Source organism: Caballeronia sp. LZ024 (genome assembly GCF_031451455.1).
In the GTDB taxonomy this organism is placed as follows: Bacteria; Pseudomonadota; Gammaproteobacteria; order Burkholderiales; family Burkholderiaceae; genus Caballeronia; species Caballeronia telluris.
In genome coordinates this window covers 3071683-3097640 of record NZ_JARUXL010000001.1, presented here as the reverse complement: position 1 = coordinate 3097640, position 25958 = coordinate 3071683, and the positions used below count along the sequence as shown (strand labels likewise).

Genomic DNA, 25958 nt, shown 5'->3' with positions numbered 1-25958 from the left:
GACTACGGAGAGAAGGCAATGAAAGCTCTGCTCGATCTATTCAAGCAAGTCCAACAAGAAGAAGTATTCGACGCGATCAAGATCGGTCTGGCCTCGCCAGACAAGATCCGCTCGTGGTCGTTCGGCGAAGTGAAGAAGCCGGAAACCATCAACTACCGCACATTCAAGCCGGAGCGGGATGGTCTGTTCTGCGCGAAGATCTTCGGGCCGATCAAGGACTACGAGTGCCTGTGCGGCAAGTACAAGCGCCTGAAGCACCGCGGCGTGATCTGCGAAAAGTGCGGCGTCGAAGTGACGCTCGCGAAGGTGCGTCGCGAACGCATGGGCCACATCGAACTGGCCTCGCCGGTTGCGCACATCTGGTTCCTGAAGTCGCTGCCGTCGCGTCTGGGCATGGTGCTCGACATGACGCTGCGCGACATCGAACGCGTGCTGTATTTCGAGGCATACGTGGTGATCGATCCGGGCATGACACCGCTGAAAGCGCGGCAGATCATGACCGAAGAGGATTACTACAACAAGGTCGAAGAGTACGGTGACGAATTCCGCGCCGAGATGGGCGCGGAAGGCGTGCGCGAACTCCTGCGCGCGATCAACATCGACGAACAGGTCGAGATGCTGCGCACCGAACTCAAGAACACGGGTTCGGAAGCGAAGATCAAGAAGTACGCGAAGCGCCTGAAGGTGCTCGAAGCCTTCCAGCGTTCGGGCATCAAGCCGGACTGGATGGTGCTCGAAGTGCTGCCGGTGCTGCCGCCGGAACTGCGTCCGCTCGTGCCGCTCGACGGCGGCCGTTTCGCGACGTCGGACCTGAACGACCTGTATCGCCGCGTGATCAACCGTAACAACCGGTTGAAGCGTCTGCTCGAACTGAAGGCGCCTGAAATCATCGTCCGCAACGAAAAGCGGATGCTGCAGGAAGCCGTCGATTCGCTGCTCGACAACGGTCGTCGCGGCAAGGCAATGACCGGCGCGAACAAGCGTCCGCTGAAGTCGCTTGCCGACATGATCAAGGGCAAGGGCGGCCGTTTCCGTCAGAACTTGCTCGGTAAGCGTGTCGACTATTCGGGCCGTTCGGTGATCGTGGTCGGCCCGACGCTCAAGCTGCATCAGTGCGGTCTGCCGAAGCTGATGGCGCTCGAACTGTTCAAGCCTTTCATCTTCAACAAGCTGGAAGTGATGGGCGTCGCGACGACCATCAAGGCCGCGAAGAAGGAAGTCGAGAACCAGACGCCGGTCGTGTGGGACATTCTCGAAGAAGTCATTCGCGAACATCCGGTCATGCTGAACCGCGCGCCGACGCTTCACCGACTCGGCATTCAGGCTTTTGAGCCGGTGCTGATCGAAGGCAAGGCCATTCAGCTTCACCCGCTCGTTTGCGCGGCATTCAACGCCGACTTCGACGGCGACCAGATGGCCGTTCACGTTCCGCTGTCGCTCGAAGCGCAGATGGAAGCGCGCACGCTGATGCTGGCGTCGAACAACGTCCTGTTCCCGGCCAACGGCGATCCGTCGATCGTGCCGTCGCAGGACATCGTGCTGGGTCTTTACTACGCATCGCGTGAAGCGGTGAACGGCAAGGGCGAAGGCATGACGTTCACGGGCGTGTCGGAGGCGATCCGCGCCTACGAGAACAAGGAAGTCGAGCTGGCATCGCGCGTCAACGTGCGCATCACCGAAATGGTGGCGAACGAAGACCAGAGCGAAGGCGCGCCGAAGTTCGTGCCGAAGATCACGCTGTACCCGACGACCGTCGGCCGTTCGATCCTGTCGGAAATTCTGCCGCCAGGCCTGCCGTTCTCGGTGCTGAACAAGCCGCTGAAGAAGAAGGAAATTTCGCGCTTGATCAACACGGCGTTCCGCAAGTGCGGTCTGCGCGAAACGGTGATCTTCGCCGACCAGCTGATGCAGATGGGTTTCCGTCTGGCGACGCGCGCCGGTATTTCGATTTGCGTCGACGACATGCTCGTGCCGCCGCAGAAAGAAACCATCGTCGGCGATGCCGCGAAGAAGGTGAAGGAATACGACCGTCAGTACATGTCGGGTCTCGTCACCGCGCAGGAACGCTACAACAACGTGGTCGACATCTGGTCGGCGACGTCGGAAGCGGTCGGCAAGGCGATGATGGAGCAACTCGCGACCGAGCCGGTGGTCGATCGCGACGGCAACCAGACGAAGCAGGAGTCGTTCAACTCGATCTACATGATGGCCGACTCGGGCGCGCGCGGTTCCGCGGTGCAGATTCGTCAGCTGGCCGGTATGCGCGGCCTGATGGCGAAGCCGGACGGCTCGATCATCGAGACGCCGATTACGGCGAACTTCCGCGAAGGCCTGAACGTGTTGCAGTACTTCATCTCGACCCACGGTGCACGTAAGGGTCTGGCGGATACGGCACTGAAGACGGCGAACTCGGGTTACCTGACGCGACGTCTCGTCGACGTGACGCAGGATCTGGTCGTGGTCGAAGACGATTGCGGCACGACCAACGGCGTGGCGATGAAGGCGCTGGTGGAAGGCGGTGAAGTTGTCGAAGCGCTGCGTGACCGGATTCTCGGTCGCGTCGCGGTGGCGGACGTCGTCAATCCGGAAACGCAAGAGACGCTGTACGCATCGGGCGATCTGCTCGATGAAGACTCGGTGGAAGAGATCGAGCGCCTCGGCATCGACGAAGTGCGCGTGCGCACGCCGTTGACCTGCGAAACGCGCTACGGCCTGTGCGCGGCGTGCTACGGCCGCGACCTGGGCCGCGGCTCGCGCGTGAACGTCGGCGAAGCGGTCGGCGTGATCGCGGCGCAGTCGATCGGCGAACCGGGCACGCAGCTCACGATGCGTACGTTCCACATCGGTGGCGCGGCATCGCGTGCGGCAGTGGCTTCGTCGGTCGAAGCGAAGAGCAACGGCACGGTGCGCTTCACCGCGACGATGCGTTACGTCACGAACGCGAAGGGCGAGCAGGTCGTCATTTCGCGCTCGGGCGAGGCGATCATCGCCGACGACCTCGGTCGCGAGCGTGAACGTCACAAGATCCCGTACGGCGCGACGCTGCTGCAACTCGACGGCGCGCAGATCAAGGCCGGTGCGCAACTGGCTACGTGGGATCCGCTGACGCGTCCGATCATCACCGAGTGGGGCGGTACGGTGAAGTTCGAAAACGTCGAGGAAGGCGTGACCGTGGCGAAGCAGATCGACGACGTGACCGGTCTTTCGACCCTGGTCGTGATCGACGTGAAGCGTCGCGGTTCGCAGGCTTCGAAGAGCGTGCGTCCGCAGGTGAAGCTGCTCGACGCGACCGGCGAGGAAGTCAAGATCCCGAACACCGAGCATTCGGTGCAGATCGGCTTCCAGGTCGGCGCACTGATCACCGTGAAGGATGGTCAGCAGGTGCAGGTCGGCGAAGTGCTGGCACGTATCCCGGTTGAAGCGCAGAAGACGCGTGACATTACCGGTGGTCTGCCGCGCGTGGCTGAACTGTTCGAAGCGCGCTCGCCGAAGGACGCCGGCATTCTGGCGGAAGTCACGGGCACGACGTCGTTCGGTAAGGACACGAAGGGCAAGCAGCGTCTCGTGATCACGGACCTCGAAGGCAATCAGCACGAGTTCCTGATCGCGAAGGAAAAGCAGGTGCTGGTGCACGATGGTCAGGTCGTCAACAAGGGCGAAATGATCGTCGACGGTCCGGCCGATCCGCACGACATCCTGCGTCTGCAGGGTATCGAGGCGCTGTCGCGTTACATCGTGGACGAAGTGCAGGACGTGTACCGTCTGCAGGGCGTGAAGATCAACGACAAGCACATCGAAGTGATCGTGCGTCAGATGCTGCGCCGCGTGCAGATCAGCGACAACGGCGATACGCGCTTCATTCCGGGCGAACAAGTCGAGCGCTCGGACATGCTCGACGAGAACGACCGCATGACGGCGGAAGACAAGCGTCCGGCGACCTACGAGAACGTGCTGCTCGGTATCACGAAGGCTTCGCTCTCGACCGATTCGTTCATCTCGGCGGCATCGTTCCAGGAAACGACCCGCGTGCTGACCGAAGCGGCGATCATGGGCAAGCGCGACGATCTGCGCGGTCTGAAGGAAAACGTGATCGTCGGCCGCCTGATTCCGGCGGGTACGGGTCTCGCGTTCCACAAGGCGCGCAAGAGCAAGGAGATGTCGGATCGCGAACGCTTCGACCAGATCGCAGCGGAAGAATCGTTCGAATTCGGCACGCCCGAAGTTGCGCCCGCAGAACAGCAGCATCCTGCGGAGTAAGTCGCGGGGTCTGGGTCTCGAGACCTAGGCTTCACGATCGCTCTGGCAGCTCAAAGCCGCCCGGTTTCGACCGGGCGGTTTTTTTTTGCCCATCGTCCGATCGGATAATCCGCGTGCAAAGCGCGGGATGCGGGCTGCTTCGTTGGTAAAATCGGTGCATCCACGCCACGACGTCCCCGTCCTTTCAATGTCCCGATCGCTCGAAATCCTCAACGAAGTATTTGGCTACCCCGCATTTCGCGGACAGCAGGGCGATATCGTCGAACACGTGGCCGCAGGCGGCGATTCTCTCGTGCTCATGCCGACGGGCGGCGGCAAGTCGCTGTGCTATCAGATTCCCTCGCTCGTGAGAAAAGAGGCGGGTTTCGGCGCGGGCATCGTCGTCTCGCCGCTGATTGCGCTGATGCAGGACCAGGTGGCGGCAATGCTCGAAGTCGGCGTGCGAGCCGCGTACCTGAATTCCACACTGTCGGGCGCCGAAGCTGCCGCGACCGAGCGCGCGTTGCGTAACGGCGAAATCGATCTGCTCTACGTCGCGCCCGAGCGTCTGATGACGCCGCGCTTTCTCGATTTGCTCGACAGCGCGCCGATCGGTCTGTTCGCCATCGACGAGGCGCATTGCGTGTCGCAATGGGGGCACGACTTCCGGCCTGAATACATTCAGTTGTCGGTGCTGCACGAGCGTTTTCCATCGGTGCCACGTATCGCCCTCACGGCGACCGCCGATGCAATCACGCGCGACGAGATCGTTCACCGCCTTGCACTCGACGACGCGCGCATCTTCGTGTCGAGCTTCGACCGGCCGAACATCCGTTACCGGATCGTCGAGAAGGACAATGCGCGTGCGCAACTGCTCGATTTCATCCGCGCCGAGCACACGAACAAGGACGGCACGACCGACGCGGGCGTGATTTATTGCCTGTCGCGCCGAAAGGTCGAGGAAACGGCCGACTGGCTCAAGGGCCAGGGCGTGCGCGCGCTGCCGTACCACGCCGGTATGGAGTTCGAGACGCGTCAGAAACACCAGGAAATGTTCCAACGCGAGGAAGGCATCGTGATGTGCGCGACGATCGCCTTCGGCATGGGGATCGACAAACCAGACGTGCGGTTCGTCGCGCATCTGGATTTGCCGAAGAGCGTCGAAGGCTACTATCAGGAGACGGGGCGCGCGGGCCGCGACGGCATGCCGGCGAATGCGTGGATGGCCTACGGTCTCGGTGACGTCGTGCAACAGCGCAAGATGATCGACGAATCCGACGCCGATGACGTTCACAAGCGCGTTCAGGGCGGCAAGCTCGACGCGCTGCTCGGGCTTTGCGAGACCGCGTCCTGCCGGCGCGTGCGCCTCCTCGGCTACTTCGGCGAAACGAGCCAGCCGTGCGGCAATTGCGATACCTGCATCGAGCCGCCGGCTTCGTGGAACGCTACGCGCGAGGCGCAAATGGCGCTGTCCTGCGTGTACCGCGCGTTCAAGGCGAGCGGGTTTCACTTCGGCGCCGGTCATCTTATCGATATCCTGCGCGGCAATCGCACGGAGAAAATCCTGCAGCGCGGGCACGAAAAGTTGTCGACGTTCGGCGTCGGCGCGGAACTGTCTGAGCCGGAGTGGCGCGCTGTTTTCCGACAGCTGGTCGCGTTCGGCTACCTGGCGGTCGATCACGACGGGTTCGGCGCCCTCGTGCTGACCCACGCGAGCAAGCCCGTACTCAAGGGCGAGCAGAACGTCACACTGCGCAAGTACGTCAAACCGACGCGCACGCGTCAGTCGTCCGCGCGCACGGGCGAGCGCGCGGACCCGAGCGCGGGGATGTCGCCGCGCGAGAAGGCTCGCTGGGAACGTCTGCGTCTGTGGCGCTCCGAAACGGCGAAGAGCGACGGCGTGCCGGCCTACGTGATTTTCCACGACGCGACGCTCGCCGAAATCGCTCGCAACGACCCCAATTCGATCGACGATCTGCGCCATATCGCGGGAATCGGCGCGCGCAAGCTCGACCGTTTCGGCGACGAATTGCTCGAAGTCGTCGCAGCGGACTAGCTGTGCGCACACCGAGATCATCGGAAAGCGGTGCAAGCTATTGACCGAATTAGCAATTCCGGACTATCATGCTAGGTTCTCGTTCTTGGCTCGTTCGCGCGCGCTCGAAAATCGATTCGACGCGGGCTGGCGCAGTTGAGGATGAGAAGTTCGATACGCGCTTCGATTCGCTTTGCCCGAAAAAGGGCGCGTCGATTTTGATCAATTTCAGGAATAGACAATGCCAACCATCAATCAATTGGTTCGCAAAGGCCGCGCTTCGGAAACAACGAAGAGCAAGTCGCCGGCTTTGCAGGACTGCCCGCAGCGTCGCGGCGTGTGCACTCGCGTGTACACGACGACGCCGAAGAAGCCGAACTCGGCACTTCGTAAAGTTGCCAAGGTTCGTCTGACGAACGGCTTCGAAGTTATTTCGTACATCGGTGGTGAAGGCCACAACCTGCAGGAACACTCGGTCGTGCTGATTCGCGGCGGTCGTGTGAAGGATTTGCCGGGTGTGCGTTACCACATGGTTCGCGGCTCGCTGGATACCCAGGGCGTCAAGGATCGTAAGCAGGCTCGCTCGAAGTACGGTGCGAAGCGTGCGAAGGCTGGCAAGTAATTCGCCGGTTCGTAGTTTCAGGTCGCCGCAAGGCGTTCAAGGCGGTGGTGCCGGAAGTGCCGGTGCTGTCGAGTAAGTGGTCACCCGGCCAAGCTGGTTAATCAAGTGAGATGGATCGGGTTTGTTGGTGGCCGCGGGGCTCATCGAGCTCCAACTGAAAAGTTAAAGGAAGAAACATGCCGCGTCGTCGCGAAGTCCCCAAGCGGGAAGTGTTGCCGGATCCGAAATTCGGCAACGTTGATGTAGCTAAATTCATGAACGTACTGATGCTCTCCGGCAAGAAGTCGGTTGCCGAGCGTATCGTGTACGGCGCTTTTGAACAGATCCAGACGAAGGGTGGCAAGGACCCGCTGGAAGTGTTCACGGTTGCGCTCAACAACGTGAAGCCGGTCGTCGAAGTGAAGAGCCGTCGCGTTGGTGGTGCGAACTATCAGGTTCCGGTCGAAGTGCGCCCGTCGCGTCGTATGGCATTGGCGATGCGTTGGCTGCGTGAGGCTGCGAAGAAGCGCAGCGAGAAGTCGATGGCCCTGCGTCTGGCAGGTGAACTCTCGGAAGCGGCCGAAGGCCGTGGCGGCGCGATGAAGAAGCGCGACGAAGTTCACCGGATGGCAGAAGCCAACAAGGCGTTCTCGCATTTCCGTTTCTAAGTCTCCCGACTTAGGTCGAACGGAAAAATTCCGGGCGGGTGCGCTTTCAAAGCGCCTCGCCCGTTTGTGTTAGGACGCGGCCGGCCACAAGCCGCCGCGTCGACCCAATAAAGGATTCAAAGTGGCTCGCAAGACACCTATCGAGCGCTACCGTAACATCGGTATCAGCGCTCACATCGACGCCGGCAAGACGACGACGACCGAGCGCATCCTGTTCTATACGGGCGTGAACCACAAGATCGGTGAAGTTCACGACGGCGCAGCAACGATGGACTGGATGGAGCAAGAGCAAGAGCGCGGCATCACCATCACGTCGGCAGCTACCACGGCGTTCTGGAAGGGTATGGCCGGCGATCGCGCCGAGCACCGCATCAACATCATCGACACCCCGGGTCACGTCGACTTCACGATTGAAGTCGAGCGCTCGATGCGCGTGCTCGACGGTGCGTGCATGGTTTACTGCGCCGTGGGCGGCGTGCAGCCGCAGTCGGAAACCGTTTGGCGTCAGGCCAACAAGTACGGCGTGCCCCGTCTCGCGTTCATTAACAAGATGGACCGTACCGGCGCGAACTTCTTCAAGGTTTACGACCAGCTGAAGCTTCGTCTGAAGGCGAATCCGGTTCCCGTCGTCGTGCCGATCGGCGCTGAAGAGTCGTTCACGGGCGTGGTCGACCTGCTGAAGATGAAGGCGATCATTTGGGACGAAGCGTCGCAAGGCACGAAGTTCTCGTACGAAGACATCCCGGCAAACCTCGTCGAAACGTGCAATGAGTGGCGCGAGAAGATGGTCGAGGCGGCGGCGGAGTCGACCGAGGACCTGATGAACAAGTACCTCGAGACGGGCGAGCTGACCGAGGCGGAAATCCTCAAGGGTCTGCGCGACCGCACGATCGCTTGCGAAATCCAGCCGATGCTGTGCGGTACGGCGTTCAAGAACAAGGGCGTGCAGCGTATGCTGGACGCGGTTCTGGACTTCCTGCCGTCGCCGGTCGACATTCCGCCGGTTACGGGCGAGCTCGAAAACGGTGAGAAGGCCGAGCGTCGCGCGTCCGACGACGAGAAGTTCTCGTCGCTGGCATTCAAGATCATGACCGACCCGTTCGTCGGCCAGCTGATCTTCTTCCGTGTGTATTCGGGCACGACGAAGTCGGGCGACACGCTGCTGAACGCGACCAAGGACAAGAAGGAACGTCTCGGCCGTATTCTGCTGATGCACGCAAACCAGCGCGAAGAAATCAAGGAAGTCCACGCGGGCGACATCGCCGCGGCCGTCGGACTGAAGGAAGCGACCACGGGCGACACGCTGTGCGATCCGCAGCATCCGATCGTCCTTGAGCGCATGATTTTCCCGGAGCCGGTGATTTCGCAGGCCGTCGAGCCGAAGACGAAGGTCGACCAGGAAAAGATGGGCCTCGCGCTCAACCGCCTGGCGCAGGAAGATCCGTCGTTCCGCGTTCAGACCGACGAAGAATCGGGCCAGACCATTATTTCGGGCATGGGCGAACTGCACCTCGAAATTCTGGTCGACCGGATGAAGCGCGAGTTCAACGTCGAAGCGACGGTTGGCAAGCCGCAAGTTGCGTATCGTGAAACGATCCGCAGCAAGGCTGAAGACGTCGACGGCAAGTTCGTCAAGCAGTCGGGTGGTCGCGGCCAGTACGGCCACGCGGTCATCACGCTCGAGCCGAACGAGCAGGGCAAGGGCTACGAGTTCCTGGACGAGATCAAGGGCGGCGTGATTCCGCGTGAATACATTCCCGCGGTCGACAAGGGCATCCAGGAAACGCTGAAGGCCGGCGTGCTGGCAGGCTTCCCGGTCGTCGACGTGAAGGTTCACTTGACCTTCGGTTCGTACCACGACGTCGACTCGAACGAAAATGCGTTCCGCATGGCCGGTTCGATGGCGTTCAAGGAAGCAATGCGCCGTGCGAGCCCGGTGATTCTCGAACCGATGATGGCTGTCGAAGTCGAAACGCCGGAAGACTACATGGGCAACGTGATGGGCGATCTGTCGAGCCGTCGCGGTATCGTGCAGGGCATGGAAGACATGGTTGGCGGCGGCAAGATCGTGCGCGCTGAAGTCCCGCTGTCGGAAATGTTCGGCTATTCGACGTCGCTGCGTTCGGCGACACAGGGCCGCGCAACGTACACGATGGAATTCAAGCACTATTCCGAAGCTCCGCGTAACGTGTCTGACGCGATCATCAACGCGAAATCCAAGTAATTCGGCAAGCCGAAAGTCTTTAACCGATCAACATTTTTGAAAGAAGGCAATCATGGCAAAAGGTAAATTCGAGCGGACCAAGCCGCACGTGAACGTTGGAACGATTGGTCACGTTGACCATGGCAAGACCACGCTGACGGCAGCGATCACGACGGTGCTGACCAAGAAGTTCGGCGGCGAAGCAAAGGCATACGACCAGATCGACGCGGCGCCGGAAGAGAAGGCACGTGGTATCACGATCAACACCGCGCACGTCGAGTACGAAACGGCTAACCGCCACTACGCGCACGTCGACTGCCCGGGCCACGCCGACTATGTGAAGAACATGATCACGGGCGCCGCTCAGATGGACGGCGCGATCCTGGTGTGCTCGGCCGCTGACGGCCCGATGCCGCAAACGCGTGAGCACATCCTGCTGGCTCGCCAGGTGGGCGTGCCGTACATCATCGTGTTCCTGAACAAGTGCGACATGGTTGACGACGCCGAGCTGCTCGAACTCGTCGAAATGGAAGTGCGCGAGCTTCTGTCGAAGTACGACTTCCCGGGCGACGACACGCCGATCATCAAGGGTTCGGCCAAGCTGGCGCTGGAAGGCGACACGGGCGAGCTGGGCGAAGTGGCGATCATGAACCTGGCCGACGCACTGGACACGTACATCCCGACGCCGGAGCGCGCAGTGGACGGCGCATTCCTGATGCCGGTGGAAGACGTGTTCTCGATCTCGGGTCGCGGCACGGTGGTGACGGGCCGTATCGAGCGTGGCGTGGTGAAGGTTGGCGAGGAAATCGAAATCGTCGGTATCAAGACGACGGTGAAGACGACCTGCACGGGCGTGGAAATGTTCCGCAAGCTGCTCGACCAGGGTCAAGCGGGCGACAACGTCGGTATCCTGCTGCGCGGCACGAAGCGTGAAGACGTCGAGCGCGGCCAGGTGCTGGCCAAGCCGGGTTCGATCACGCCGCACACGCACTTTACGGCTGAAGTGTATGTTCTGTCGAAGGACGAAGGCGGTCGTCACACGCCGTTCTTCAACAACTATCGCCCGCAGTTCTACTTCCGCACGACGGACGTGACCGGCTCGATCGAGTTGCCGAAGGACAAGGAAATGGTGATGCCGGGCGACAACGTGTCGATCACGGTGAAGCTGATCGCGCCGATCGCGATGGAAGAAGGTCTGCGTTTCGCCATCCGTGAAGGCGGCCGTACCGTCGGTGCAGGTGTCGTCGCCAAGATTATCGAGTAAAATCGAAGTCTTACCTGCAGTTGCTGTACTGAAGTAATGTGCCCGGGGCCGGGCGTCCTCCCTCAGCGGAGGCCCGGCCTCACGCTCTTTTACCAAATCGGCGGCGCAATACCGCCTCGCTCTTTTTCAAGGAATTGTCATGCAGAACCAGAAAATCCGTATTCGGCTGAAGGCTTTCGACTATCGTCTGATCGATCAATCGGCAGCCGAAATCGTCGACACCGCGAAGCGGACTGGCGCAATCGTTCGTGGTCCGGTGCCGCTGCCGACCCGCATTCAACGCTTTGACATCCTGCGTTCGCCGCACGTCAACAAGACGTCGCGCGATCAGCTCGAAATTCGCACGCACCAACGCCTGATGGACATCGTCGATCCGACGGACAAGACGGTCGACGCGCTGATGAAGCTCGACCTGCCGGCTGGCGTCGATGTCGAAATCAAGCTGCAGTAAAGGTTGTACCCGCCGCCAGGCACGCCTGGCGGCGCTAAGTCTTTGATTGCTTGCGGAAAACGAAAAGCCTTGTTATACTTCAAGGCTTTTCGCGCATTTGCGCAAAAAAGCTGGCTCAAATCTCTGCGAGGCGAGCCGGCATTTTGTAAATCAGCCCCGACCAATCGCAGTTGGGAATGGAGAAAACGATGAGCCTTGGACTCGTAGGTCGCAAGGTTGGCATGACCCGTATCTTTACGCCTGAGGGGGATTCGATTCCCGTCACCGTACTGGACGTGTCGGACAACCGCGTGACGCAGATCAAGACCGTTGAAACGGATGGTTATACCGCCGTTCAGGTTGCATTCGGTACTCGCCGCGCATCGCGCGTGACGAAGCCGTTGGCAGGTCACCTTGCCAAAGCCGGTGTTCAAGCCGGTGAAGTCCTCAAAGAATTTCAAATCGATGCCGCAAAGGCTGCCGAGTTGTCGAATGGCGCCGTGATCGGTACGGATCTTTTCGAAGTGGGCCAGAAAGTCGACGTGCAAGGCGTGTCGATCGGTAAGGGCTACGCCGGTACCATCAAGCGCTACAACTTCGCATCGGGCCGCGCATCGCACGGTAACTCGCGTTCGCACAACGTTCCGGGTTCGATCGGTATGGCGCAGGATCCGGGTCGTGTTTTCCCGGGTAAGCGCATGACGGGTCACATGGGCGACGAAACCGTGACGGTTCAGAACCTCGTGATCGCTCGCATCGACGCCGACCGCAATCTGCTGCTGGTTCGCGGCGCCGTTCCGGGTGCCAAGGGCGGCAAGGTTTTCGTGACGCCGGCTGTCAAGACGCGCGCTGTGAAAGGAGCGAAATAATGGAACTTAAGCTCCTGAATGCCAATGGTCAGGAAGGCGCAGGCGTGAACGCATCGGACGTCGTGTTCGGTCGCGATTACAACGAAGCCCTGATCCATCAGATCGTCGTGGCTTACCAGGCCAACGCACGTAGCGGCAACCGCGCGCAGAAAGACCGTGAGCAAGTCAAGCACACGACCAAGAAGCCGTGGCGTCAAAAGGGCACGGGCCGCGCTCGTGCCGGTATGTCGTCGAGCCCGTTGTGGCGCGGCGGTGGCCGTATCTTCCCGAATTCGCCGGAAGAAAACTTTTCGCACAAGGTCAACAAGAAGATGCATCGCGCAGGTCTCTGCTCGATCTTCTCGCAGCTGGCCCGTGAAGGCCGTATCTCGGTGGTCGACGAGCTGACGCTCGAAGCGCCGAAGACCAAGCTGCTGGCCGAAAAATTCAAGGCGATGGGTCTCGACTCCGTGTTGGTCATTACCGATACGGTCGACGAAAACCTGTACCTCGCGTCGCGCAACCTCGCCCATGTGGCAGTTGTCGAGCCGCGTTACGCCGACCCGCTCTCGTTGATCTACTTCAAGAAGATCCTGATTACGAAGGCTGCGGTCGCCCAGATCGAGGAGTTGCTGTCATGAGCGAGATTCGCAAGAACGATCATCGTTTGATGCAGGTCCTGCTCGCGCCGGTGGTCTCCGAAAAGGCGACGCTGGTGGCCGACAAGAACGAGCAAGTCGTGTTCGAAGTCGCGCCCGATGCCACGAAGCAGGAAGTGAAGGCTGCTGTCGAGCTGCTGTTCAAGGTGGAAGTCAATTCCGTCAACGTGCTGGTCACGAAGGGTAAAGCCAAGCGCTTTGGCCGCTTCATGGGCAAGCGCAAAGACGTGAAGAAGGCGTATGTCTGCTTGAAGCCCGGCCAGGAAATCAACTTTGAAGCGGAGGCCAAGTAATCATGGCAATCGTAAAAGTTAAGCCGACTTCGCCGGGCCGCCGCGCGATGGTCAAGGTGGTCAACAAGGATCTGTACAAGGGCAAGCCGCACGCAGCGCTGCTCGACGCGCAGTCCACGACCGCTGGCCGTAACAACAACGGCCGCATCACGACCCGTCACAAGGGTGGTGGTCACAAGCAGCACTACCGCCTCGTCGATTTCCGTCGCAACAAGGACGGCATTCCGGCAAAGGTCGAGCGTCTCGAGTACGACCCGAACCGTAGCGCGAACATCGCGCTGGTTCTGTACGCAGACGGCGAGCGCAAGTACATCATCGCTCCGAAGGGTGTGATCGTTGGTCAGCAACTGATGTCGGGTTCGGAAGCTCCGATCCGCGCAGGCAACACGCTGCCGATCCGCAACATCCCGGTCGGTACGACGATCCACTGCATCGAAATGCTGCCGGGCAAGGGCGCGCAGATCGCGCGTTCGGCTGGCACGTCGGCGATGCTGCTGGCTCGCGAAGGCACCTACGCGCAGGTTCGTCTGCGCTCGGGCGAAATTCGCCGCGTGCATATCGAGTGCCGCGCGACGATCGGTGAAGTGGGCAACGAAGAGCATAGCCTCCGTCAAATCGGTAAGGCTGGTGCGAACCGCTGGCGCGGTATCCGCCCGACGGTGCGCGGCGTTGCAATGAACCCGGTCGATCACCCGCACGGTGGTGGTGAAGGTAAGACGGCAGCAGGTCGCGATCCGGTGAGCCCGTGGGGCACGCCGACGAAGGGTTATCGCACCCGCAGCAACAAGCGCACGACGACGATGATCGTCCAGCGCCGTCACAAGCGCTAAGGAGTAAGCAATGGCACGTTCTGTTAAAAAAGGTCCGTTCTGCGACGCCCATTTGCTGAAGAAAGTTGAGGCGGCTGCAGCTTCGCGTGACAAGAAGCCGATCAAAACCTGGTCGCGTCGTTCGACGATTCTGCCGGATTTCATCGGTCTGACGATTGCCGTGCACAACGGACGTCAACACGTTCCGGTGTATGTGTCGGAAAACATGGTCGGCCACAAGCTTGGCGAGTTTGCATTGACCCGTACGTTCAAGGGTCATGCAGCCGACAAGAAGGCCAAGAAATAAGGGGCTATCAAGATGGAAGTAAAAGCTATTCATCGCGGTGCCCGCATCTCGGCGCAGAAGACGCGCCTTGTGGCTGACCAGATCCGTGGTTTGCCGGTCGACAAGGCGCTGAACGTTCTGACGTTCTCGCCGAAGAAGGCGGCGGGTATCGTCAAGAAGGTCGTGCTGTCTGCGATCGCCAATGCGGAGCACAACGAAGGCGCCGATATCGACGAGCTCAAGATCACGAGCATCATGGTCGACAAGGCTGCCTCGCTGAAGCGTTTCACCGCGCGCGCAAAAGGCCGTGGTAACCGCATCGAGAAGCAATCCTGTCACATCACTGTGACGGTCGGGAATTAAGGAGCCATACGATGGGACAAAAAATTCATCCGACAGGCTTCCGCTTGGCCGTCAGCCGGAATTGGGCGTCGCGTTGGTACGCGAACAACAACAATTTCGCGTCGATGCTGCAGGAAGACATCGGTGTTCGTGAATACCTGAAGAAGAAGCTGAAGAACGCTTCGGTTGGTCGGGTGGTCATCGAGCGTCCGGCGAAGAACGCGCGCATCACGATTTACAGCTCGCGTCCGGGTGTTGTCATCGGCAAGAAGGGCGAGGATATCGAACTGTTGAAGTCGGAACTCCAGAAGCGCATGGGCGTTCCGGTTCACGTCAACATCGAAGAAATCCGCAAGCCGGAAACCGATGCTCAACTGATCGCCGATTCGATCACGCAACAGCTCGAGCGCCGGATCATGTTCCGCCGCGCGATGAAGCGTGCGATGCAAAACGCGATGCGTCTGGGTGCTCAAGGCATCAAGATCATGAGCGCCGGCCGTCTGAACGGTATCGAAATCGCTCGTACCGAGTGGTATCGCGAAGGTCGCGTGCCGCTTCATACGCTGCGTGCCGATATCGACTACGCAACCTCGGAAGCGAAGACCACGTACGGCATCATCGGCGTGAAGGTGTGGGTCTACAAGGGCGACACGCTGGGCCGCAACGATGCACCGGTGGTCGAAGAGGTGACCGAAGACAAGCGTCCGCGCCGCAACGCACGTCCGGGTGGCGATCGCCGTCCGCGTCGCGATGGTGAAGGTGGTGGCCCGGCAGGTGCACGCCGTGGCGCTCCTCGTCGTACCGGCGGCGCCGGTGACGGGAAGACTGGAGAATAACGATGCTGCAACCGAAACGCAGAAAGTATCGCAAAGAGCAAAAGGGTCGTAACACCGGCAAGGCGACGCGCGGCAACGCGGTGTCGTTCGGTGAATACGGTCTGAAGGCTATCGGTCGCGGCCGTTTGACCGCGCGTCAAATCGAAGCGGCGCGTCGTGCAATGACGCGTCACATCAAGCGCGGCGGCCGTATCTGGATTCGCATTTTCCCGGACAAGCCGATCTCGCAAAAGCCGGCTGAAGTACGGATGGGTAACGGTAAGGGTAACCCTGAGTACTACGTCGCAGAGATTCAACCGGGCAAGATGCTGTACGAAATGGACGGTGTTACCGAAGAACTGGCACGCGAAGCGTTCCGTCTGGCTGCAGCCAAGCTGCCGCTGAAGACGTACTTCGTTTCACGCCAACTCGGCGCCTAAGGAGTGAATGATGAAGGCTTCTGAACTTCACCAGAAAGACCAGGCCGCGCTCAACCAAGAGCTGACGGACCTGCTGAAGGCGCAATTCGGCCTGCGCATGCAACTCGCGACGCAGCAGCTCACGAACACGAGCCAGCTGAAGAAGGTTCGTCGCGACATCGCACGTGTGCGGACCGTCCTGACTGAGAAGGCGAACCAGAAATGAACGATAGCGTAAAAACCTCGCTCAAGCGGACGCTGGTCGGCAAGGTCGTCAGCAACAAGATGGACAAGACGGTCACCGTGCTGGTCGAGCACCGTGTGAAGCATCCGATCTACGGCAAGTACGTCGTGCGTTCGAAGAAGTACCACGCGCATGACGACGCGAACACGTACAACGAAGGCGATCTTGTCGAAATCCAGGAAACGCGTCCGATTTCGAAGACGAAAGCCTGGGTTGTATCGAAGTTGCTCGAAGCGGCTCGCGTGATCTAAGCGTTAGATGCAGTAAAAGTAGTATCGCAGTAACTTTCGCTTGCAAGGCCGGGATTATGCGTTATAATCTCGGTCTTCCCTCTTTGTGGGAGCCCCGTCGCGGGCGAAGTTGGTGGGGGAAGCCGGTTCAGGCGCCATGCCTGTATCGACAGATTCACCGGATTGCGATGGCGGGTTTCGTCTGCCTTCGCTGCCTGTTCTAACCCAAGCAGCCGATTGGCTGACGGGACCAAGACTGACCGGATGCGCCATGGTGGTGCAATCGGATTAAGTTGGGAATGATAAACCATGATCCAGACCGAAACTCGGCTTGAAGTGGCCGACAACACGGGTGCGCGTGAAGTCATGTGCATCAAGGTGCTCGGCGGCTCGAAGCGTCGTTACGCTAGCATTGGCGACATCATCAAGGTGACCGTCAAGGAAGCAACGCCGCGCGGACGCGTGAAGAAGGGCGAAATCTACAACGCCGTGGTCGTTCGTACGGCCAAGGGCGTGCGCCGCCAGGACGGCTCGCTGATCAAGTTCGACGGCAATGCCGCCGTTCTTTTGAATGCGAAGCTGGAACCCATCGGCACGCGTATTTTCGGGCCGGTCACGCGTGAACTGCGTAGCGAACGATTCATGAAGATCGTTTCGCTCGCGCCGGAAGTGCTGTAAGGAGTCGCGATGAACAAGATTCGCAAGGGTGACGAAGTCATCGTCATCACCGGCAAGGACAAAGGCAAGCGCGGTGTCGTGCTGGCCGTTGGGGAAGATCGTGTGACGGTCGAGGGCATCAACCTCGTCAAGAAGCACGTGAAGCCGAACCCGATGAAGGGTACGACGGGCGGTGTGGAAGCCAAAACGATGCCGCTGCATATTTCGAACGTCGCATTGGTCGACGCGAATGGCAAGGCGTCGCGAGTGGGCATCAAGGTCGAAGGCGACAAGAAGGTTCGCTTCTTGAAGTCGACGGGCGCCACGCTCAACGCCTGACGCGGAGTTAAAAAATGGCTCGTCTGCAAGAATTTTATAAAGAGAAGGTTGTACCCGGCCTCGTCGAGAAGTTCGGATACAAATCCATCATGGAAGTGCCGCGCATCACCAAGATTACCCTGAACATGGGTCTTGGCGAAGCCGTCGCCGACAAGAAGATCATCGAAAACGCCGTTGGCGACCTCACGAAGATCGCCGGTCAAAAACCGGTTATCACGAAGGCACGCAAGGCAATCGCTGGCTTCAAGATTCGTCAGGGCTATCCGATCGGCGCGATGGTTACGCTGCGCGGTCAGGCCATGTACGAATTCCTGGACCGTTTCGTGACGGTTGCGCTCCCGCGTGTGCGTGACTTCCGTGGCGTGTCAGGTCGTGCGTTCGATGGTCGCGGCAACTACAACATCGGTGTGAAAGAGCAGATCATTTTCCCCGAAATCGACTACGACAAGATCGACGCGCTGCGTGGGCTGAACATCAGCATCACGACGACTGCGAAGACTGACGATGAAGCCAAGGCACTGCTCGCCAGCTTCAAGTTCCCGTTCAGAAACTGAGGTTACCGTGGCTAAACTGGCACTGATCGAACGTGAAAAGAAGCGTGCACGCCTCGCAGCCAAGTACGCTCCCAAGCGCGCTGAACTGAAAGCTGTGATCGACGACGCGAGCAAGTCGGATGAAGAGCGTTACCTCGCTCGCCTGGCTTTGCAACAACTGCCGCGTAATTCGAACCCGACTCGCAAGCGTAACCGCTGCGCGCTCACGGGTCGTCCGCGTGGCACGTTCCGTAAATTCGGACTGGCACGCAGCAAGATTCGTGAAATCGCTTTCCGCGGCGAAATCCCTGGCCTGACCAAGGCGAGCTGGTAATAGGAGAAACGTAAATGAGCATGAGTGATCCTATCGCCGATATGCTGACTCGCATCCGCAATGCGCAGATGGTCGAGAAAGTTTCGGTGACTATGCCCTCGTCGAAAGTCAAGGTTGCGATTGCGCAGGTTTTGAAGGACGAAGGTTATATCGACGATTTCGCAGTGAAGGCTGAAGGTGCGAAGTCGGAATTGAACATCGCGTTGAAGTACTACGCGGGCCGCCCGGTGATCGAGCGCATTGAGCGCGTTTCGAAGCCTGGTCTGCGTGTGTATCGCGGTCGCAACGACATTCCGGTGGTCATGAATGGCCTCGGTGTTGCAATCGTTTCGACGCCCCAAGGCGTGATGACTGATCGCAAGGCGCGCCAGACCGGCGTCGGCGGTGAAGTCCTCTGCTACGTCGCTTAACCGAAAAGGAGAAGAAACATGTCTCGAGTAGGTAAGAGTCCGATCGCGCTGCCGCAAGGCGCCGAAGTGGCCTTGAGCGGCGAAGTGATTACCGTCAAGGGACCGCTGGGTACAATTTCGCGAGCGGCCAATCCGCTAGTGAAGGTGGAAAACGAGAACGGCACGCTCAATTTCGCACCGGCTGATGAAAGCCGTGAAGCGAATGCGATGTCGGGCACGATGCGCGCACTGGTTGCGAACATGGTGAACGGCGTGACGAAGGGTTTCGAGCGCAAGCTGACGCTGGTTGGCGTCGGTTACCGCGCACAGGCGCAAGGCGACAAGTTGAACCTGTCGCTGGGTTTCTCGCACCCCGTGGTGCACCAGATGCCGGAAGGCGTCAAGGCTGAAACCCCGACGCAAACCGAAATCGTGATCAAGGGGATCGACAAGCAGCAAGTTGGCCAGGTCGCTGCGGAAGTTCGCGGTTACCGTCCGCCGGAGCCTTACAAGGGCAAGGGTGTGCGCTACGCTGGCGAAGTCGTCATCCTCAAAGAAACGAAGAAGAAGTAAGGGTGCGCAATCATGGATAAGACTCAATCTCGCCTGCGCCGCGCTCGTCAAACGCGTGTCAAGATCTCTGAGCTTCAGGTCGCGCGTCTGGCTGTGCATCGCACGAACACGCATATCTATGCGCAAGTGTTCTCGCCGTGCGGCACCAAGGTGCTGGCAAGCGCGTCGACGCTCGAAGCCGAAGTTCGTGCCGAACTGGCCGACAAGTCGGGCAAGGGCGGCAACATCAACGCTGCGACCCTGATCGGCAAGCGTATTGCTGAGAAGGCGAAGGCTGCCGGCGTCGAATCCGTCGCCTTTGACCGTTCGGGTTTCCGCTACCACGGCCGCGTGAAGGCGCTGGCTGATGCGGCGCGCGAAGCCGGACTCAAGTTCTAAGGGAAGAATTCGTCATGGCAAAGATGCAAGCGAATGTGAAGGCTGAAGAACGCGACGACGGCCTGCGTGAAAAGATGATTGCGGTCAATCGCGTGACCAAGGTGGTGAAGGGCGGCCGGATTCTCGGTTTTGCCGCACTGACCGTGGTCGGCGACGGCGATGGCCGCATCGGCATGGGCAAGGGTAAAGCGAAGGAAGTTCCGGTTGCTGTTCAAAAGGCAATGGAACAAGCCCGTCGCAACATGTTCAAGGTGCCGCTCAAGAACGGTACGTTGCAGCACGAAGTGCACGGCAAGCACGGTGCATCCGCAGTCCTCCTCGCTCCGGCGAAGGATGGTACGGGCGTGATCGCTGGCGGCCCGATGCGCGCAGTGTTCGACGTAATGGGCGTGCAAAACGTGGTGGCGAAGAGCCACGGCTCGACGAACCCGTACAACCTCGTTCGTGCGACGCTCGACGGTCTGCGCAAGCAGTCGACCCCGGGTGACATCGCGGCGAAGCGCGGCAAGTCGGTCGAAGATATTTTGGGCTAAGCCTCGAGGTCACCATGTCTGATAAAACTGTCAAGGTTCAGCTCGTCAAGAGCCTGATTGGGACCCGCGAATCGCACCGTGCAACGGTGCGTGGCCTGGGCCTGCGCCGACTCAACTCGGTCAGCGAATTGCAAGATACGCCGGCGGTTCGCGGAATGATCAACAAGGTTTCGTACCTTGTTAAGGTCATCGACTGAACGGCTGACTAGGGATTCAAGGAGTTGAATATGGAATTGAATAACCTGAAGCCGGCAGAAGGCGCGAAGCATGCAAAGCGTCGCGTCGGTCGCGGTATCGGCTCTGGCCTCGGCAAGACCGCGGGTCGCGGTCACAAGGGTCAGAAGTCGCGTTCGGGCGGTTTCCACAAAGTCGGCTTCGAAGGCGGTCAAATGCCGCTGCAACGCCGTCTGCCGAAGCGTGGCTTCACCTCGCTGACGAAGGAATTTGTCGGTGAAGTGCGTCTGTCGGATCTGGAAAAGCTGCCGGTCGACGAAATCGATTTGTTGGCACTGAAGCAAGCAGGCCTGGTCGGCGAGCTCATCAAGAGCGCGAAGATCATCAAGACCGGCGAGTTGAAGCGCAAGATCACGGTGAAGGGCCTCGGTGCTACGAAGGGCGCCCGTGCAGCAATCGAAGCCGCTGGCGGCTCGTTCGCCGAGTAACGCGCTTTTGCCGTTACTAGCAATAGCATCGGAGAAGGTTCTTGGCTAACAGCCCGAGTCTCGCAAAACCCGGTCGAAGCGCGGCGAAGTTTGGCGATCTCCGTCGGCGTGCAGTGTTCCTGCTGCTGGCGCTGGTCGTCTACCGTATCGGTGCGCATATTCCGGTGCCGGGTATCGACCCGGACCAACTGGCCAAGTTGTTCCAGAGCCAGTCGGGCGGCATCCTTGGCATGTTCAACATGTTCTCGGGTGGCGCGTTGTCGCGGTTCACGATTTTTGCGCTGGGCATCATGCCCTACATTTCGGCGTCGATCATCATGCAGTTGCTGTCGATCGTGTCGCCGCAAATGGAGGCGCTGAAGAAGGAAGGACAAGCGGGCCAACGCAAGATCACGCAGTACACGCGGATCTTCACGGTGGTTCTCGCGACGTTCCAGGCTTTCGGTATCGCAGTCGCGCTGGAGAATCAGCCGGCTCTCGTGCTCGATCCTGGCATGGTCTTTCGTCTGACGACGGTCGTCACGCTGGTGACGGGCACGATGTTCCTGATGTGGCTAGGCGAGCAGATCACGGAACGCGGTCTCGGCAACGGCATCTCGATCATCATCTTCGGCGGTATCGCGGCGGGTTTCCCGAATGCGATCGGTGGGCTGTTCGAGCTGGTTCGCACCGGTTCGATGAGCATCATCTCGGCGATCATCATCGTGGTGTTGATTGCGGCGGTCACGTATCTGGTCGTGTTCATCGAACGCGGTCAGCGCAAGATCCTCGTCAATTACGCAAAGCGCCAGGTCGGTAACAAGATTTACGGCGGCCAGTCTTCGCATTTGCCGCTGAAGCTGAACATGTCGGGTGTGATTCCGCCGATTTTTGCATCGTCGATCATCCTCTTCCCGGCAACCATCCTGAACTGGTTCAGTTCGGGTACGCGGACCGGCTGGTTCGCAAACACGCTGCACAACGTGGCCGAGGCTTTGAAGCCGGGTCAGCCCGTGTACGTGTTGCTGTACGCGTTGGCGATCGTGTTCTTCTGTTTCTTCTACACCGCGCTGGTGTTCAACAGCAGAGAGACGGCCGACAACTTGAAGAAGAGCGGTGCATTCGTTCCTGGGATCCGCCCGGGCGACCAGACCGCACGGTATATCGACCGCATCCTCACGCGTCTGACGCTGGCCGGTGCGATCTACATCGTGTTTGTGTGCTTGCTGCCTGAGTTCCTGGTATTGCGCTGGAACGTGCCGTTTTATTTTGGTGGAACGTCGCTGCTGATCATTGTCGTCGTCACGATGGACTTTATGGCGCAGGTACAGTCGTACGTTATGTCGCAACAGTATGAGTCGCTGCTTAAGAAGGCCAACTTCAAGGGCGGCAACGTCCCGATGCGCTAATTAAGGACTATGGCCAAAGACGATGTAATCCAGATGCAGGGCGAGGTGATTGAAAACCTTCCCAACGCTACTTTCCGGGTGAAGTTGGAAAATGGCCATGTGGTGCTGGGGCATATTTCCGGGAAAATGCGGATGCACTACATCCGCATTCTGCCGGGCGACAAAGTTACGGTTGAATTGACGCCTTACGATCTGTCTCGTGCGCGGATCGTGTTCCGGGCGAAGTGATTTGAAAAAAGGGTAATATCATGAAAGTGATGGCATCGGTTAAGCGCATTTGCCGCAATTGCAAGATCATCAAGCGCAAGGGCGTTGTGCGCGTGATTTGCAGCTCTGATCCGCGCCACAAACAGCGTCAAGGCTGAACGCCGCGCTTTTGCTTGCGCTTTTTGTTTGAGGAAAAACAATGGCTCGTATCGCAGGGGTTAACATCCCGAATCACCAGCATACTGAAATCGGCCTGACGGCTATCTTCGGTATCGGACGCACGCGTGCTCGCGGCATCTGTGTCGCTTCTGGTGTGGAATTTTCGAAGAAGGTCAAGGACCTCACCGACGCAGACCTCGAAAAGCTGCGTGACGAAGTGGGCAAGTTCATCGTCGAAGGCGACCTCCGTCGCGAAGTGACGATGAACATCAAGCGCCTGATGGATCTGGGCTGCTACCGCGGCGTGCGCCATCGCAAGGGCCTGCCCATGCGCGGCCAGCGTACGCGTACCAATGCCCGTACGCGCAAGGGTCCGCGTCGTGCAGCGCAATCGCTGAAGAAGTAAGCGGAACTGACAGTTACAGGAAAACGTAATGGCTAAGGCTTCGAACAACTCCGCGGCGCAACGCGTTCGCAAGAAGGTCAAGAAGAACGTCGCCGAGGGCGTGGTTCACGTTCACGCGTCGTTCAACAACACCATCATCACGATCACCGATCGTCAAGGCAACGCGCTTGCCTGGGCAACGTCGGGTGGCCAAGGCTTCAAGGGCTCGCGTAAGTCGACGCCGTTTGCAGCTCAGGTCGCAGCGGAATCGGCTGGTCGCGTGGCGATGGAATACGGCGTGAAGAACCTCGAAGTGCGGATCAAGGGCCCTGGCCCTGGTCGCGAATCGGCGGTGCGCGCGCTGCATGGTCTTGGCATCAAGATCACCGCGATCTCCGACGTGACGCCGGTCCCGCACAACGGCTGCCGTCCGCCGAAGCGTCGTCGTATCTAAGACGTCGCTGCCGCAAACCTCCTGCTGGTGCTCGCGCGCCGGCAGGTTGCTTGCGTTATGAATTTGACTAAGCCCACCGTTCGGCCCAAAGGGTTCGGACTAGCGCGGACGAAAGTCTGCGTGATCAATTTTTAAGGATGCAAAGTGGCACGCTATACCGGTCCTAAAGCCAAGCTGTCCCGCCGTGAAGGCACTGACCTCTTCCTGAAGAGCGCGCGTCGTTCGCTCGCTGACAAGTGCAAGCTCGATAGCAAGCCTGGTCAGCATGGCCGCACGTCAGGCGCTCGTACGTCCGACTACGGCACGCAGCTGCGCGAAAAGCAAAAAGTCAAGCGCATCTACGGCGTGCTCGAGCGCCAGTTCCGCCGTTACTTCGCCGAAGCCGATCGCCGCAAGGGCCCGACGGGTGAAAACCTGCTGCAATTGCTCGAATCGCGTCTCGACAACGTCGTGTATCGCATGGGCTTCGGCTCGACGCGCGCAGAAGCACGTCAGCTCGTGAGCCACAAGTCGATCACGGTGAACGGCCAAGTCGCGAACATCCCGTCGCTGCAAGTGAAGGCGGGCGACGTGGTTGCCGTGCGTGAACAGTCGCGCAAGCAGGCTCGTATCGTCGAAGCGCTTTCGCTGGCAGAACAAGGCGGCATGGCGAGCTGGGTTTCGGTCGATGCCAAGAAGTTCGAAGGCACGTTCAAGGCAATGCCGGAACGCAGCGACATCGCTGGCGACATCAACGAAAGCCTGATCGTCGAATTGTATTCGCGGTAATCGGATTAGCGGCCGGGGGACCCTGATTGCCGAGGGCAAGGGGTGGCCTCGGCTGTTTATTTTCAGGTTGTTACCGGTCAGCCTTATCGGTGTAACGAGCCGAGGGTATTGAAAAGGAAAACCTATGCAAACCAGTTTGTTGAAGCCCAAGATTATTGCAGTTGAATCGCTTGGCGAAAGCCACGCGAAAGTGGTCATGGAGCCGTTCGAACGCGGTTACGGCCACACCTTGGGTAACGCGCTTCGGCGCGTGCTGCTGTCGTCGATGGTGGGCTACGCGCCGACCGAAGTGACGATCGCAGGCGTCGTGCATGAATATTCGACGCTCGACGGTGTGCAAGAGGATGTGGTCAACCTGCTGTTGAACCTGAAGGGTGTCGTCTTCAAGCTGCACAACCGTGACGAAGTGACCGTCACGCTCCGCAAGGAAGGCGAAGGCGTTGTCACGGCCGGCGATATCGAACTCGCGCATGATTGCGAGGTCATCAATCCCGAGCACGTGATTGCGCATCTGTCGAAGGGCGGCAAGCTCGACGTTCAGATCAAGATCGAAAAGGGCCGCGGCTATGTGCCGGGCAACGTGCGTCGCTATGGCGAAGAGTCGGCCAAGATCATCGGTCGTATCGTGCTGGACGCGTCGTTCTCGCCGGTTCGTCGTGTGAGCTATGCCGTCGAAAGTGCGCGTGTCGAACAGCGTACCGACCTCGACAAGCTCGTGATGAACATCGAAACCAACGGCGTGATTTCGCCCGAGGAAGCGATTCGCCAGTCCGCGCGTATCCTGGTCGATCAGTTGTCGGTCTTCGCTGCACTGGAAGGCACCGAAGCAGCGGCGGAAGCACCGTCGCGCGCGCCGCAGATCGATCCGATCCTGCTGCGTCCGGTGGATGATCTGGAACTCACGGTTCGCTCGGCGAACTGCCTGAAGGCCGAGAACATCTACTACATCGGCGATCTGATCCAGCGCACGGAAAACGAACTGCTGAAGACGCCGAATCTGGGTCGCAAGTCGCTGAACGAAATCAAGGAAGTCCTGGCTTCGCGCGGTCTGACGCTCGGCATGAAGCTCGAAAACTGGCCGCCGGCTGGTCTCGACAAGTAAGGCAACGCGGTACACGTAACTGGTCAAGACGCGGATTTTCCTTTAAAATCCGCGTCTTGCCTTTTTTCTCGACCGGCCCGTGCGCTTTTCGGATGCAACAAGCCGACGCAATAGAAGAGCTGGATCAAAACTCAAGTAATAGGAACTGAAAATGCGCCATAAGCATGGTTTGCGGAAACTGAACCGCACGAGCAGCCACCGTCTGGCAATGCTCCGTAACATGTCGAATTCGCTGATCGAGCACGAAGTCATCAAGACGACGCTGCCGAAAGCGAAGGAACTCCGTAAAGTCGTCGAGCCGCTGATCACGCTCGGCAAGAAGCCGTCGCTGGCAAATCGTCGTCTGGCGTTCAACCGCCTGCGCGATCGCGATTCCGTCGCGAAGCTGTTCGACGTGCTCGGCCCGCGCTACGCGAGCCGTCCGGGTGGCTATCTGAGCATCCTGAAGTTCGGCTTCCGCGTTGGCGATAACGCGCCGATGGCACTCGTCCAGTTGATGGACCGTCCGGAAGTCGCAGACGCCGACGAAGTGCAAGAAGCTGAATAAGCGCGCTTTCGTAGGAATCGAAAAAGGCCAAGCTCTGCTTGGCCTTTTTGTTTTGCGCGGCGCTCGGTGGTAAGCGCCCGGTGATGGCATCTTGAATCGATGTAGCAGCCTTGGGAGCATCGTGTCCACTTAACGAATAGGTGGACAAGTGAACACTAATGACCAGGA

The 25958-nt window shown here is 59.5% G+C and carries 35 protein-coding genes; all 35 read left to right on the top strand.

The window, feature by feature from the left end:
* Positions 1-18 precede the first annotated feature (18 nt).
* The 35 genes from rpoC to rplQ all read left to right on the top strand — a co-directional run bounded on the left by rpoC (position 19) and on the right by rplQ (position 25790).
* Entirely contained in the window at positions 19-4257 is a 4239-nt protein-coding gene (gene rpoC, locus QCE48_RS13970; protein ID WP_309787139.1) for a DNA-directed RNA polymerase subunit beta', read from the top strand.
* A 187-nt stretch (positions 4258-4444) separates the two neighbouring features.
* Complete coding sequence (gene recQ / locus QCE48_RS13965; protein ID WP_309787141.1) at positions 4445-6292, top strand: DNA helicase RecQ; 1848 nt, start codon at positions 4445-4447, stop codon at positions 6290-6292.
* Positions 6293-6512: 220 nt separating this feature from the next.
* The gene (gene rpsL / locus QCE48_RS13960; protein ID WP_006998493.1) at positions 6513-6893 is read left to right on the top strand and encodes a 30S ribosomal protein S12; all 381 of its coding nucleotides are present in this window, start codon (positions 6513-6515) and stop codon (positions 6891-6893) included.
* A gap of 176 nt (positions 6894-7069) precedes the next feature.
* Positions 7070-7540 carry a 30S ribosomal protein S7 gene (gene rpsG / locus QCE48_RS13955; protein ID WP_006053291.1) on the top strand — a complete coding sequence of 157 codons (471 nt, stop codon included), beginning with the start codon at positions 7070-7072 and terminating at the stop codon, positions 7538-7540.
* 121 nt (positions 7541-7661) lie between these two features.
* Entirely contained in the window at positions 7662-9764 is a 2103-nt protein-coding gene (fusA, locus tag QCE48_RS13950) for an elongation factor G (RefSeq protein ID WP_309787142.1), read from the top strand.
* A gap of 52 nt (positions 9765-9816) precedes the next feature.
* Positions 9817-11007, top strand: coding sequence for an elongation factor Tu (gene tuf / locus QCE48_RS13945; protein WP_087632573.1), 1191 nt, complete (start codon positions 9817-9819; stop codon positions 11005-11007).
* A gap of 139 nt (positions 11008-11146) precedes the next feature.
* Entirely contained in the window at positions 11147-11458 is a 312-nt protein-coding gene (gene rpsJ, locus QCE48_RS13940; RefSeq protein WP_006998489.1) for a 30S ribosomal protein S10, read from the top strand.
* A gap of 188 nt (positions 11459-11646) precedes the next feature.
* Complete coding sequence (gene rplC / locus QCE48_RS13935) at positions 11647-12306, top strand: 50S ribosomal protein L3 (protein ID WP_309787143.1); 660 nt, start codon at positions 11647-11649, stop codon at positions 12304-12306.
* Positions 12306-12926: a 50S ribosomal protein L4 gene (rplD, locus tag QCE48_RS13930; RefSeq protein WP_087632572.1), complete on the top strand. Its 621-nt coding sequence runs from the start codon at positions 12306-12308 to the stop codon at positions 12924-12926. The genes rplC and rplD overlap by 1 nt, the downstream gene beginning before the upstream one ends.
* Positions 12923-13237 (top strand): 50S ribosomal protein L23, encoded by a 315-nt coding sequence (gene rplW / locus QCE48_RS13925; RefSeq protein ID WP_060858186.1) that lies wholly within the window; start codon positions 12923-12925, stop codon positions 13235-13237. The genes rplD and rplW overlap by 4 nt, the downstream gene beginning before the upstream one ends.
* 2 nt (positions 13238-13239) lie before the next feature.
* Complete coding sequence (gene rplB / locus QCE48_RS13920; RefSeq protein WP_309787147.1) at positions 13240-14067, top strand: 50S ribosomal protein L2; 828 nt, start codon at positions 13240-13242, stop codon at positions 14065-14067.
* Between the two features lie 10 nt (positions 14068-14077).
* Complete coding sequence (gene rpsS, locus QCE48_RS13915) at positions 14078-14353, top strand: 30S ribosomal protein S19 (RefSeq protein WP_035554748.1); 276 nt, start codon at positions 14078-14080, stop codon at positions 14351-14353.
* 12 nt (positions 14354-14365) lie between these two features.
* Positions 14366-14695 carry a 50S ribosomal protein L22 gene (gene rplV, locus QCE48_RS13910; RefSeq protein ID WP_087632570.1) on the top strand — a complete coding sequence of 110 codons (330 nt, stop codon included), beginning with the start codon at positions 14366-14368 and terminating at the stop codon, positions 14693-14695.
* A gap of 11 nt (positions 14696-14706) precedes the next feature.
* Positions 14707-15510: a 30S ribosomal protein S3 gene (gene rpsC / locus QCE48_RS13905; protein WP_087632569.1), complete on the top strand. Its 804-nt coding sequence runs from the start codon at positions 14707-14709 to the stop codon at positions 15508-15510.
* 2 nt (positions 15511-15512) lie between these two features.
* Positions 15513-15929, top strand: coding sequence for a 50S ribosomal protein L16 (gene rplP / locus QCE48_RS13900; protein ID WP_031361576.1), 417 nt, complete (start codon positions 15513-15515; stop codon positions 15927-15929).
* Positions 15930-15939: 10 nt separating this feature from the next.
* Positions 15940-16134 carry a 50S ribosomal protein L29 gene (gene rpmC, locus QCE48_RS13895; RefSeq protein WP_087126354.1) on the top strand — a complete coding sequence of 65 codons (195 nt, stop codon included), beginning with the start codon at positions 15940-15942 and terminating at the stop codon, positions 16132-16134.
* Positions 16131-16403 carry a 30S ribosomal protein S17 gene (gene rpsQ, locus QCE48_RS13890; protein ID WP_035933074.1) on the top strand — a complete coding sequence of 91 codons (273 nt, stop codon included), beginning with the start codon at positions 16131-16133 and terminating at the stop codon, positions 16401-16403. Before rpmC ends, rpsQ begins: the two co-directional genes overlap by 4 nt.
* Positions 16404-16691: 288 nt before the next feature.
* Positions 16692-17060, top strand: a complete 369-nt coding sequence (gene rplN / locus QCE48_RS13885) for a 50S ribosomal protein L14 (RefSeq protein ID WP_006052212.1) — start codon at positions 16692-16694, stop codon at positions 17058-17060.
* Positions 17061-17069: 9 nt separating this feature from the next.
* The gene (rplX, locus tag QCE48_RS13880; protein WP_062638156.1) at positions 17070-17378 is read left to right on the top strand and encodes a 50S ribosomal protein L24; all 309 of its coding nucleotides are present in this window, start codon (positions 17070-17072) and stop codon (positions 17376-17378) included.
* A gap of 14 nt (positions 17379-17392) precedes the next feature.
* Positions 17393-17932 carry a 50S ribosomal protein L5 gene (gene rplE / locus QCE48_RS13875; protein ID WP_035933066.1) on the top strand — a complete coding sequence of 180 codons (540 nt, stop codon included), beginning with the start codon at positions 17393-17395 and terminating at the stop codon, positions 17930-17932.
* A gap of 7 nt (positions 17933-17939) precedes the next feature.
* A complete protein-coding gene (rpsN, locus tag QCE48_RS13870) occupies positions 17940-18245 on the top strand; it encodes a 30S ribosomal protein S14 (protein ID WP_087632568.1) in 306 nt (101 codons plus the stop codon).
* 14 nt (positions 18246-18259) lie between these two features.
* Positions 18260-18655: a 30S ribosomal protein S8 gene (gene rpsH / locus QCE48_RS13865; RefSeq protein ID WP_087632567.1), complete on the top strand. Its 396-nt coding sequence runs from the start codon at positions 18260-18262 to the stop codon at positions 18653-18655.
* Positions 18656-18673: 18 nt separating this feature from the next.
* Positions 18674-19207 (top strand): 50S ribosomal protein L6, encoded by a 534-nt coding sequence (gene rplF / locus QCE48_RS13860; protein WP_309787154.1) that lies wholly within the window; start codon positions 18674-18676, stop codon positions 19205-19207.
* Positions 19208-19219: 12 nt separating this feature from the next.
* The gene (rplR, locus tag QCE48_RS13855) at positions 19220-19585 is read left to right on the top strand and encodes a 50S ribosomal protein L18 (protein WP_309787155.1); all 366 of its coding nucleotides are present in this window, start codon (positions 19220-19222) and stop codon (positions 19583-19585) included.
* Between the two features lie 14 nt (positions 19586-19599).
* On the top strand, positions 19600-20118 hold the full coding sequence (rpsE, locus tag QCE48_RS13850) for a 30S ribosomal protein S5 (RefSeq protein WP_031361566.1): 519 nt from the start codon (positions 19600-19602) through the stop codon (positions 20116-20118).
* A 14-nt stretch (positions 20119-20132) separates the two neighbouring features.
* On the top strand, positions 20133-20315 hold the full coding sequence (gene rpmD / locus QCE48_RS13845; protein ID WP_116566404.1) for a 50S ribosomal protein L30: 183 nt from the start codon (positions 20133-20135) through the stop codon (positions 20313-20315).
* 30 nt (positions 20316-20345) lie between these two features.
* Positions 20346-20780 carry a 50S ribosomal protein L15 gene (rplO, locus tag QCE48_RS13840; RefSeq protein ID WP_309787157.1) on the top strand — a complete coding sequence of 145 codons (435 nt, stop codon included), beginning with the start codon at positions 20346-20348 and terminating at the stop codon, positions 20778-20780.
* A 41-nt stretch (positions 20781-20821) separates the two neighbouring features.
* A complete protein-coding gene (gene secY / locus QCE48_RS13835) occupies positions 20822-22168 on the top strand; it encodes a preprotein translocase subunit SecY (protein WP_116566400.1) in 1347 nt (448 codons plus the stop codon).
* A gap of 9 nt (positions 22169-22177) precedes the next feature.
* Positions 22178-22396 carry a translation initiation factor IF-1 gene (gene infA / locus QCE48_RS13830; protein WP_004521905.1) on the top strand — a complete coding sequence of 73 codons (219 nt, stop codon included), beginning with the start codon at positions 22178-22180 and terminating at the stop codon, positions 22394-22396.
* Positions 22397-22416: 20 nt separating this feature from the next.
* Positions 22417-22533, top strand: coding sequence for a 50S ribosomal protein L36 (gene rpmJ, locus QCE48_RS13825; protein WP_004199844.1), 117 nt, complete (start codon positions 22417-22419; stop codon positions 22531-22533).
* Positions 22534-22574: 41 nt separating this feature from the next.
* Positions 22575-22940 (top strand): 30S ribosomal protein S13, encoded by a 366-nt coding sequence (gene rpsM / locus QCE48_RS13820; RefSeq protein ID WP_116566398.1) that lies wholly within the window; start codon positions 22575-22577, stop codon positions 22938-22940.
* A gap of 28 nt (positions 22941-22968) precedes the next feature.
* Positions 22969-23373 carry a 30S ribosomal protein S11 gene (gene rpsK / locus QCE48_RS13815; protein WP_006052224.1) on the top strand — a complete coding sequence of 135 codons (405 nt, stop codon included), beginning with the start codon at positions 22969-22971 and terminating at the stop codon, positions 23371-23373.
* A gap of 144 nt (positions 23374-23517) precedes the next feature.
* On the top strand, positions 23518-24141 hold the full coding sequence (rpsD, locus tag QCE48_RS13810; protein WP_087632562.1) for a 30S ribosomal protein S4: 624 nt from the start codon (positions 23518-23520) through the stop codon (positions 24139-24141).
* A 124-nt stretch (positions 24142-24265) separates the two neighbouring features.
* Positions 24266-25243: a DNA-directed RNA polymerase subunit alpha gene (locus tag QCE48_RS13805; RefSeq protein ID WP_062638164.1), complete on the top strand. Its 978-nt coding sequence runs from the start codon at positions 24266-24268 to the stop codon at positions 25241-25243.
* A gap of 151 nt (positions 25244-25394) precedes the next feature.
* On the top strand, positions 25395-25790 hold the full coding sequence (gene rplQ, locus QCE48_RS13800; protein ID WP_062638165.1) for a 50S ribosomal protein L17: 396 nt from the start codon (positions 25395-25397) through the stop codon (positions 25788-25790).
* Positions 25791-25958 lie beyond the last annotated feature (168 nt).

Excerpts from the sequence above, each read along its gene's own strand:
- rpoC (WP_309787139.1), top strand. The coding sequence starts at position 19 with ATGAAAGCTCTGCTCGATCTATTCAAGCAAGTCCAACAAGAAGAAGTA.
- recQ (WP_309787141.1), top strand. The coding sequence starts at position 4,445 with ATGTCCCGATCGCTCGAAATCCTCAACGAAGTATTTGGCTACCCCGCA.
- rpsL (WP_006998493.1), top strand. The coding sequence starts at position 6,513 with ATGCCAACCATCAATCAATTGGTTCGCAAAGGCCGCGCTTCGGAAACA.
- rpsG (WP_006053291.1), top strand. The coding sequence starts at position 7,070 with ATGCCGCGTCGTCGCGAAGTCCCCAAGCGGGAAGTGTTGCCGGATCCG.
- tuf (WP_087632573.1), top strand. The coding sequence starts at position 9,817 with ATGGCAAAAGGTAAATTCGAGCGGACCAAGCCGCACGTGAACGTTGGA.
- rpsJ (WP_006998489.1), top strand. The coding sequence starts at position 11,147 with ATGCAGAACCAGAAAATCCGTATTCGGCTGAAGGCTTTCGACTATCGT.
- rplC (WP_309787143.1), top strand. The coding sequence starts at position 11,647 with ATGAGCCTTGGACTCGTAGGTCGCAAGGTTGGCATGACCCGTATCTTT.
- rplD (WP_087632572.1), top strand. The coding sequence starts at position 12,306 with ATGGAACTTAAGCTCCTGAATGCCAATGGTCAGGAAGGCGCAGGCGTG.
- rplW (WP_060858186.1), top strand. The coding sequence starts at position 12,923 with ATGAGCGAGATTCGCAAGAACGATCATCGTTTGATGCAGGTCCTGCTC.
- rplB (WP_309787147.1), top strand. The coding sequence starts at position 13,240 with ATGGCAATCGTAAAAGTTAAGCCGACTTCGCCGGGCCGCCGCGCGATG.
- rpsS (WP_035554748.1), top strand. The coding sequence starts at position 14,078 with ATGGCACGTTCTGTTAAAAAAGGTCCGTTCTGCGACGCCCATTTGCTG.
- rplV (WP_087632570.1), top strand. The coding sequence starts at position 14,366 with ATGGAAGTAAAAGCTATTCATCGCGGTGCCCGCATCTCGGCGCAGAAG.
- rpsC (WP_087632569.1), top strand. The coding sequence starts at position 14,707 with ATGGGACAAAAAATTCATCCGACAGGCTTCCGCTTGGCCGTCAGCCGG.
- rplP (WP_031361576.1), top strand. The coding sequence starts at position 15,513 with ATGCTGCAACCGAAACGCAGAAAGTATCGCAAAGAGCAAAAGGGTCGT.
- rpmC (WP_087126354.1), top strand. The coding sequence starts at position 15,940 with ATGAAGGCTTCTGAACTTCACCAGAAAGACCAGGCCGCGCTCAACCAA.
- rpsQ (WP_035933074.1), top strand. The coding sequence starts at position 16,131 with ATGAACGATAGCGTAAAAACCTCGCTCAAGCGGACGCTGGTCGGCAAG.
- rplN (WP_006052212.1), top strand. The coding sequence starts at position 16,692 with ATGATCCAGACCGAAACTCGGCTTGAAGTGGCCGACAACACGGGTGCG.
- rplX (WP_062638156.1), top strand. The coding sequence starts at position 17,070 with ATGAACAAGATTCGCAAGGGTGACGAAGTCATCGTCATCACCGGCAAG.
- rplE (WP_035933066.1), top strand. The coding sequence starts at position 17,393 with ATGGCTCGTCTGCAAGAATTTTATAAAGAGAAGGTTGTACCCGGCCTC.
- rpsH (WP_087632567.1), top strand. The coding sequence starts at position 18,260 with ATGAGCATGAGTGATCCTATCGCCGATATGCTGACTCGCATCCGCAAT.
- rplF (WP_309787154.1), top strand. The coding sequence starts at position 18,674 with ATGTCTCGAGTAGGTAAGAGTCCGATCGCGCTGCCGCAAGGCGCCGAA.
- rplR (WP_309787155.1), top strand. The coding sequence starts at position 19,220 with ATGGATAAGACTCAATCTCGCCTGCGCCGCGCTCGTCAAACGCGTGTC.
- rpsE (WP_031361566.1), top strand. The coding sequence starts at position 19,600 with ATGGCAAAGATGCAAGCGAATGTGAAGGCTGAAGAACGCGACGACGGC.
- rpmD (WP_116566404.1), top strand. The coding sequence starts at position 20,133 with ATGTCTGATAAAACTGTCAAGGTTCAGCTCGTCAAGAGCCTGATTGGG.
- rplO (WP_309787157.1), top strand. The coding sequence starts at position 20,346 with ATGGAATTGAATAACCTGAAGCCGGCAGAAGGCGCGAAGCATGCAAAG.
- infA (WP_004521905.1), top strand. The coding sequence starts at position 22,178 with ATGGCCAAAGACGATGTAATCCAGATGCAGGGCGAGGTGATTGAAAAC.
- rpmJ (WP_004199844.1), top strand. The coding sequence starts at position 22,417 with ATGAAAGTGATGGCATCGGTTAAGCGCATTTGCCGCAATTGCAAGATC.
- rpsM (WP_116566398.1), top strand. The coding sequence starts at position 22,575 with ATGGCTCGTATCGCAGGGGTTAACATCCCGAATCACCAGCATACTGAA.
- rpsK (WP_006052224.1), top strand. The coding sequence starts at position 22,969 with ATGGCTAAGGCTTCGAACAACTCCGCGGCGCAACGCGTTCGCAAGAAG.
- QCE48_RS13805 (WP_062638164.1), top strand. The coding sequence starts at position 24,266 with ATGCAAACCAGTTTGTTGAAGCCCAAGATTATTGCAGTTGAATCGCTT.
- rplQ (WP_062638165.1), top strand. The coding sequence starts at position 25,395 with ATGCGCCATAAGCATGGTTTGCGGAAACTGAACCGCACGAGCAGCCAC.